The sequence below is a fragment of the Mesorhizobium sp. M7D.F.Ca.US.004.03.1.1 genome, assembly GCF_003998635.1.
GTDB lineage: Bacteria > Pseudomonadota > Alphaproteobacteria > Rhizobiales > Rhizobiaceae > Mesorhizobium > Mesorhizobium loti.
On sequence record NZ_RZQG01000283.1, the window covers coordinates 1 to 6,627 of the forward strand.

Here is a 6,627-nt window from a genome sequence, read left to right on the forward strand (position 1 = left end):
ACCGTGCGCGCCATGAAGAATGTTTCGCCAAGGCCGGTGATGCCTTCGTCGGTGTGCACCTCGACCCAGAGCAGATTGGGTCGCTCTTCGATGCGAATGGTCTCGATCGCGCGGATTTTCATGCGATCCCCGCGTCGGTCAGCGCCTTGACGCTTTTGTCGAAATGCGCGGCCATGTGTTCGGCGGCAAGTTGCGGATTTCCCGCGATGATCGCCCGGGCAATATCTGCGTGCCCCTCGATCATCTTGATCTGATCTTCCACGGAGGCGCGTGTACGCCAGCCGATCACCCAGGTGCGTCGCGTGACCCCGCTGAAGGCGGTGATGATCAACGAGAACACCGGGTTGTGAGAGGCCCGCGCGATCGCCTCATGGAATGCGATGTCGTGCTCCATGACGATCTCGGGCGCATGATAGTTCTCGCGCATCAGTCGCGCGTATTCTTGTATTTCAGCCGCCTCGGCATCACTCCGCCGGAGTGCGGCGAGCGCCACCGTGCGCATTTCGATGGTGCGGCGAACATCATAAACCTGGTGGACGCTGATCTGTTCGGTGGTGACGCCGTGCTCGATCACCATCGACATGGCACCGATGTCGAGCTTGGCGACGCTGGCGCGCCGACCGGCGCTCATATCGATGAGGCGCATCGCCGACAGCGATCGAAACGCCTCCCGCACCACTGTCCGCGAGACGCTGAGCCTGCGGGTCATATCGGCTTCGCTGGGCAAGAGGTCGCCAGGGCCGAGGCCTTCAACGCGGATGTATTGGGTGATGGCCTGGATAGCGGCGCTGACCAGCCCGGGATTGGTCTCGTCCGGCATCATGCTACGATTGGCCACCATTTGCCCTCAACCTGTATGACATGTTTTCTTGAAATGCCTATATCTTTGTGAAATGCTGTCTGTCAAGTGAAGTCAATAAGCGCGACAAACGAGGCAATTCATGGATAGCGGAGAGATGCAGGCGATTTTCGTGTTCGATGCCCGGGATGTCGTCGGCGAGAGCCTGATCTGGGACGAAAACAGGAAAACACTGATCTGGGTGGATATTATCGGGCGGCGTATCCACCAGCTCGATCCGGACACTCTCGATCACCGGAGCTGGCAAGCACCGGACCTCGCAACCTCGATCGGCCTGTGCCGGAACGGTGGCGCAATCGTCGGGCTGCGAAAAGATGTGGCGCTGTGGGATTTCGGGGAAACCTTCAGGACCATCGCGACGATCGAACCGGATAGCCCGGACACACGGTTGAATGAGGGCGTGGTCGCCCCAGACGGCTCATTGTGGGTCGGAACCATGGAAAACAATATCGGCCCGGACGATCTTCCGCGCGATATCTCGCGAGATGCGGGGCAGATCTATCGCGTCGACACGACCGGCATTGTGGAGGCGCTCAGCGCCGATCGTTTCGGCATCACCAACACCATGATCTGGACGGCGGATGATACTTTCATCACGGCGGATACGACGAAGAACCAGATATTCCGCTATCGCTGGGATAGGGTGCAATCGCGAATAACCGACAGGCGACTTTTCTTCTCGGGTTTTCCGCGCGGTCTGCCAGATGGGTCGTGCATGGATGCGGAGGGCTATGTCTGGAATTGCCGCGTTGCGGGCGGCGGCTGCCTCGTCCGCATTTCTCCGGGTGGAGTTCTCGACAAGGTCGTGGACCTGCCCTGCAGCTGGCCTACGAGTTGCGCTTTTGGTGGCGAGAATTTCGATACTCTCTTCGTCACGTCGGCGCGATTTACCATGAGCAGGGGACACTTGCAGGCAAATCCGCAAGAGGGCGGATTGTTCGCGGTGCGGACAGGCGTTCGGGGCATGCCGACCAACCGGTTCGGATGAGATAGCTCTACCCAACTATCCCAAGACGGCAACTTGCCGGATCCTGCGGCGGCAATCTCCACAATTCCGGGCAAGGACTCGCGCGTCCATACGGCAGGAGGAGCGTTGTTTTATCCGACGCTACTCGCTGTGCCGGGAAACCCCCTCGGGCTCCGATCTGTGAGCCGCCGGATCAAAACCCACTTTCAAAATAGTGAAATCACATCTAGGATTTTCATTTTGCCAATGAATCCTAGGTGACCCTTGCCCGCACCATTCTCCGATCCGATCTGGCACAAGCCGCAGGCGACTTCCAAGTTTCAATCGCTTTTTCCTAGCGGCGAAAAGGCCGATGTCGTCATTGTCGGCGGCGGCATTATGGGCCTGTCGACGGCTTTGCATGCCGCCGGGCTTGGCATGTCGGTGCAGGTGCTGGAGGCTGGCGAGATCGGCCAGGGCGCATCGGGCCTCAATGGCGGCCAGGTCATTCCCGGCCTGAAATATGATCCGGAATGGCTGCTGGAGCATTTTGGTCCGGAGCGCGGCGAGGCGCTCGTCAATTTCGCGGCGTCGACGGCCGATGCGGTGTTCGAACTGATCCGCGACGAGAAGCTGGCGGTGCCGTTCGTTCGCAATGGCTGGATCCAGGCGGCGCACACCGAGGTTGCGCTGAAGGCGGGGGCGAACCGCGACCGGCAATGGCGGGCGCGCGGCGCCGATGTTCAGCTTCTGAGCGCGGCGGAGATCGCAGCCAAGACCAGTGCACAGGGCTATCTCGGCGGCTGGCTCGACCGCCGCGCCGGTGTCATCGATCCGCTCGCTTACACGTCGGAACTCGCCCGTGTCGCGGCCGCGGCTGGGGTGAGGATAGCCGAGCGCCAAAAAGTCGTGCGGCTCACCAATGCCGCCGGCATTTGGCGAATTTCGACCGAAAACGGCCCGGAATTGCAGGCAGAGGCAGTCGTGCTGGCGACCAATGCCTATACGGATGGTCTGATCCCCGGTCTCGCCCAGACGATCGTGCCGCTGCATTCCTTTCAGATCGCCACGGAGCCGCTGTCGCCCAATCTGGCGGCCACGATCCTGCCGGAAGGGCAGGCGGTGTCGGATTCCCGTCGCATCCTCGTCTACTACCGCAAGAGCGCCGACGGCCGGCTGGTGCTTGGCGGACGGGGCCGCATGGCGCTGCCGACGAGCGCTGGCGACTGGGCGCATCTCGAGCGTGCACTGGTACGGCTCTATCCCATGCTGTCCGGCGTCCCCATCGAGAGGCGCTGGTTCGGCCGGGTGGCGATGACGCCGGACCACCTGCCGCACATCCATGAGCCCGAGCAGGGCCTGCTCGCCGTGGTCGGTTGCCAGGGCCGTGGTGTCGGCCTGATGACCGCGCTTGGCGAGCGCATCGCCGGCTATCTCCAAAGTGGCGACGCCAGGCAATTGCCCTTCCCGATCTCGCCGATCCGGCCGATCCCGTTTCACGCCTTCCGCCAGGTCGGCGTCGCCGCGACCATCGCCTGGTATCGCCTGCTCGATGCGCTGGAGCGCTGACCACGGCAATTCATCTCCATGGGATTCCGTTAGGGGATTCTGCTTGACAGTTTCATGAATATGAAAAACTCTAGGCTAATTTCAAATTTCCGATAGGCAGGTCGATGTCGACCCTAGTTGCAACATCAGCGCCAGAGGCCCGGTCTTCTCAGGGCTTCCGGGTCGCCATGCTGCTGCCGGGCGCTCTGGTCACTTTCCTGCTGATCCTGTTTGCCCTTGGTCTCGTGCTTTTGCTCGCCTTCCGCACCAATGACGGTTCGCTGCTCGGCGCCGGTTTCACCGTGGCGAATTTTGTCACGGTCGTGTCCGATCCGCTGTACTGGACGGTGACGCTGCGCTCGCTGGTCATTGCCGCCTTGGTCACGCTGGCGACCGTCGTTACTGCCTATCCCGTCGCCTACTACCTTGCCTTCCACGCCGGCCGGCGGCGCGGGCTATTGCTGTTCCTGGTGACGCTGCCGTTCTGGACCAGCTATCTCCTGCGCGTTTTCGCCTGGAAGATCGTGCTCGCCTACAATGGCGTGCTGAACTCGGCGCTGATCGAAAGCGGCATCTGGTCCGAGCCGACATTGGCTTTTCTCAACACGCCGGCCGCCGTTGTCGTCACGCTGGCGCACGCCTACGCGCCGTTTGCCATCCTGCCGATCTATGTGGCGCTGGACACCATACCGAAATCGCTGGTCGAGGCCGCTTCCGATCTTGGCGCGCGGCCATTCACCTCTTTCCGCCGTGTCGTGCTGCCCAATTCGATGCCGGGCGTGCTGGCGGCAGCCCTCGTCGTCTTCGTGCCGACGGTCGGCGATTATGTCACGCCGGCTCTCGTCGGCGGTCCGGCCAGCACTATGATCGGCACACTGATCCAGGCTGAGTTCGGCAAGGCCAATGACTGGCCGTTTGGCGCAGCACTCTCCGTCGCCGTTATGCTGGTCATCCTGTGCGTGGTGCTGGTCGCGCGCTTCGCCGACCGCAGATTCGGCAGCCGCACATGAGCGAGGGGCGGCACACACAGCGAGGCGGCGGCTGGCTTGGCGCTTACGTCATTGCCTATCTGGTCTTTCTCTATCTGCCGGTCCTGCTGATCCCGCTGTTTTCCTTCAACAACTCGATCCAGGCAGCGTTTCCGCTGCAAGGCTTTACCGTGCAATGGTACGCGACTTTGTTCGGCAATTCGGCGCTGACCAATGCGCTCTTGAACAGCCTCGTCATCGGCGCCATTGCCGCCACAGGTGCTACGCTCTGCGGCATCACCGTGTCCTACATGGACCTCTATGGCCGCTCGCCGCTGGCCGCCACCATCAGCGCCATCGCCCGGCTGCCGATCCTGATCCCAGGTGTCATCGTCGGCATATCGTTGCTGATCCTCATCAACCTCATCGGTCTCGGGCCATCGCGCATTGCCATCGTTCTTGGCCACATATTGGTCGCGCTGCCGACGACCGTGGTGATCATGCGCAGCCGCTTCGCCGCCATCCCGAAGACCATTCGCGAGGCGGCTCTCGATCTCGGTGCCTCCGACTGGACGACCTTCCGGCGGGTCATGCTGCCGCTCAGCCTGCCGGCCATCGTTTCGGCCTTCATGCTGGCCTTCCTGATCTCCTTCGACGAATTCATCGTCGTCTTCTTCCTGGCCGGCACCGAGCCGACGCTGCCGCTCTACATCTGGAGCCAGCTGCGTTTTCCAAAGTCGCTGCCGACGGTCATGGCGCTGGGCACGTCGATCCTGGCGGTGTCCTTTGTCATCGCCGCAGCAGCCGAAATCCTGCGCCATCGCGGCCTGTCCGCCACGGCGCCAAGACCCGCGAATCCATCACAACCAAAACAAACCAAGAGAGGAGAACTGCAATGGCATTCGACCTGAAATCTGGCGACCTGATATCCGGAAAAGTGGCCCGGGCCGGACTGGCCGCCCTGGCATTGGCGCTGTCGTCGACCGTCGCTTTCGCCGGCGACAAGCTGCAGTATTTCACCTGGTCGGGCTATGAACTGCCCGATTTCAACAAGAGCTTCCTCGCCGCGCACCCCGATGGCGTCGAGGCCTCGATCTTCGGCGACGACGATGACGCCTTCACCAAGGTCAAGGCCGGCTTCCGCCCCGACATTGCGCATCCCTGCTATGACAAGGTGGCGCGCTGGAACAAGGAAGGCCTGCTGCAGCCGATCGACACCAAGCGCATCAAGAACTGGGATTCGATCTTCCCTGTGTTCAAGAACCTGCCCGACCTGCAGGCCGGCGACGGCAAGGTCTGGATGGTACCGTGGGACTGGGGCAACACCTCGATCCTCTACCGCACCGATCTGGTGAAGAACCCGGAAGCGAGCTGGAACCTTCTGTGGGACAAGCAGTATGCAGGCCGCATGGCGACCATCGACGCGGTGCATGACACGCCGATCGTTGCCGCGCTTCTGGCCGGCGTAAATCCGTTCGACATGACGCCCGCCGAGATGGACAAGGTGGCCGAGAAGCTGCGCGAGCAGCGCCCGCTGCTCTCCAACTACACCACCGACATGACCTCCGTCGAACAGGCGCTGGCCAGCGGCCAATTGGTCGCCGCCATGACCTGGAACGCGTCCGCCACCTCGCTGAAGAAGCAGGGAGTGCCGGTCGAGTTCATGAAGCCGAAGGAAGGCATGCTGACCTGGGCCTGCGGCTTCGTCATGCTCAAGGACGCCAAGAACGTCGATCTCGCCTATGACTTCATCAACAGCCGCCTGGACGCCGACTCCGGCAAATACCTGATCGAGGCCTATGGCTATGGCAGCTCGCTGAGTTCCGCCTTTGCCACCGTGCCGAAGGAAGAGCTGGAGAAATTGCAGCTGCCGTCCGACCCGGAAGTGATGCTGAAGACCACCATCTTCACCGGCCCGATGAAACAGAATGACGACCTCGCCAAGATGTTCGAAAAGGTCAAGGCAGGCGGCTGAACCTTAGAGCACCGCGCGGCGTTAGCCGCGTGGTGTCACCCGAGACACTGCAAACGAGGTCGGGAATTGATGGACATGCTGGACGAGGCGGCTGAGAAGCCGAAAGACGATGCCGACATTCGCGTCGGCCGGCGCGTGCGGGCGCTGCGGCTGGAGCGCAATCTGTCGCTGGCCGATCTTGCCGCAAAAGCTGGCGTGTCGATCGGGGCACTGAGCCAGATCGAGCGCGGCATGTCCTCGCTGCGCGTCAAGGTGATCTGGCCGCTCGCCGCCGCCCTCGACATCGGGCCGTCGGCGCTGATCGCCGACGGCTCGATGTCGAGGGCGGCGG

General features: G+C 62.1%; 7 protein-coding genes and 1 pseudogene. 6 read left to right on the forward strand and 2 right to left on the reverse strand.

From position 1 onward, the window contains the following. Together EN935_RS42115 and EN935_RS17195 are read right to left on the reverse strand one after the other, a co-directional pair. Nucleotides 1-122 (reverse strand): annotated as a pseudogene (locus tag EN935_RS42115) (mandelate racemase/muconate lactonizing enzyme family protein); the annotation flags it as partial. After that, nucleotides 119-841 carry a FadR/GntR family transcriptional regulator gene (locus EN935_RS17195; protein WP_109662067.1) on the reverse strand — a complete coding sequence of 241 codons (723 nt, stop codon included), beginning with the start codon at nt 839-841 and terminating at the stop codon, nt 119-121. The gene EN935_RS17195 and the pseudogene EN935_RS42115, both read right to left, overlap by 4 nt. A gap of 115 nt (nt 842-956) precedes the next feature. Here EN935_RS17195 and EN935_RS17200 point away from each other — a divergent pair, with 115 nt between their 5' ends. The 6 genes from EN935_RS17200 to EN935_RS17225 all read left to right on the forward strand — a co-directional run. After that, complete coding sequence (locus tag EN935_RS17200) at nt 957-1,847, forward strand: SMP-30/gluconolactonase/LRE family protein (protein ID WP_245488992.1); 891 nt, start codon at nt 957-959, stop codon at nt 1,845-1,847. Nucleotides 1,848-2,090: 243 nt separating this feature from the next. Further along, complete coding sequence (locus EN935_RS17205; protein WP_127264215.1) at nt 2,091-3,374, forward strand: FAD-dependent oxidoreductase; 1,284 nt, start codon at nt 2,091-2,093, stop codon at nt 3,372-3,374. A gap of 104 nt (nt 3,375-3,478) precedes the next feature. Further along, a complete protein-coding gene (locus tag EN935_RS17210) occupies nt 3,479-4,363 on the forward strand; it encodes an ABC transporter permease (RefSeq protein WP_127264217.1) in 885 nt (294 codons plus the stop codon). Then, entirely contained in the window at nt 4,360-5,232 is an 873-nt protein-coding gene (locus tag EN935_RS17215; protein ID WP_127264219.1) for an ABC transporter permease, read from the forward strand. Before EN935_RS17210 ends, EN935_RS17215 begins: the two co-directional genes overlap by 4 nt. After that, complete coding sequence (locus EN935_RS17220; protein WP_127264221.1) at nt 5,217-6,296, forward strand: ABC transporter substrate-binding protein; 1,080 nt, start codon at nt 5,217-5,219, stop codon at nt 6,294-6,296. Before EN935_RS17215 ends, EN935_RS17220 begins: the two co-directional genes overlap by 16 nt. Nucleotides 6,297-6,371: 75 nt before the next feature. Further along, a partial coding sequence (locus tag EN935_RS17225; protein WP_245488993.1) for a helix-turn-helix transcriptional regulator occupies nt 6,372-6,627 on the forward strand: 256 nt, incomplete at its 3' end.

What these genes read in the sequence shown, in the direction of transcription:
- EN935_RS17195 (WP_109662067.1), bottom strand. Translation starts at nt 841, where the DNA reads ATGGTGGCCAATCGTAGCATGATGCCGGACGAGACCAATCCCGGGCTG.
- EN935_RS17200 (WP_245488992.1), top strand. Translation starts at nt 957, where the DNA reads ATGCAGGCGATTTTCGTGTTCGATGCCCGGGATGTCGTCGGCGAGAGC.
- EN935_RS17210 (WP_127264217.1), top strand. Translation starts at nt 3,479, where the DNA reads ATGTCGACCCTAGTTGCAACATCAGCGCCAGAGGCCCGGTCTTCTCAG.
- EN935_RS17215 (WP_127264219.1), top strand. Translation starts at nt 4,360, where the DNA reads ATGAGCGAGGGGCGGCACACACAGCGAGGCGGCGGCTGGCTTGGCGCT.
- EN935_RS17220 (WP_127264221.1), top strand. Translation starts at nt 5,217, where the DNA reads ATGGCATTCGACCTGAAATCTGGCGACCTGATATCCGGAAAAGTGGCC.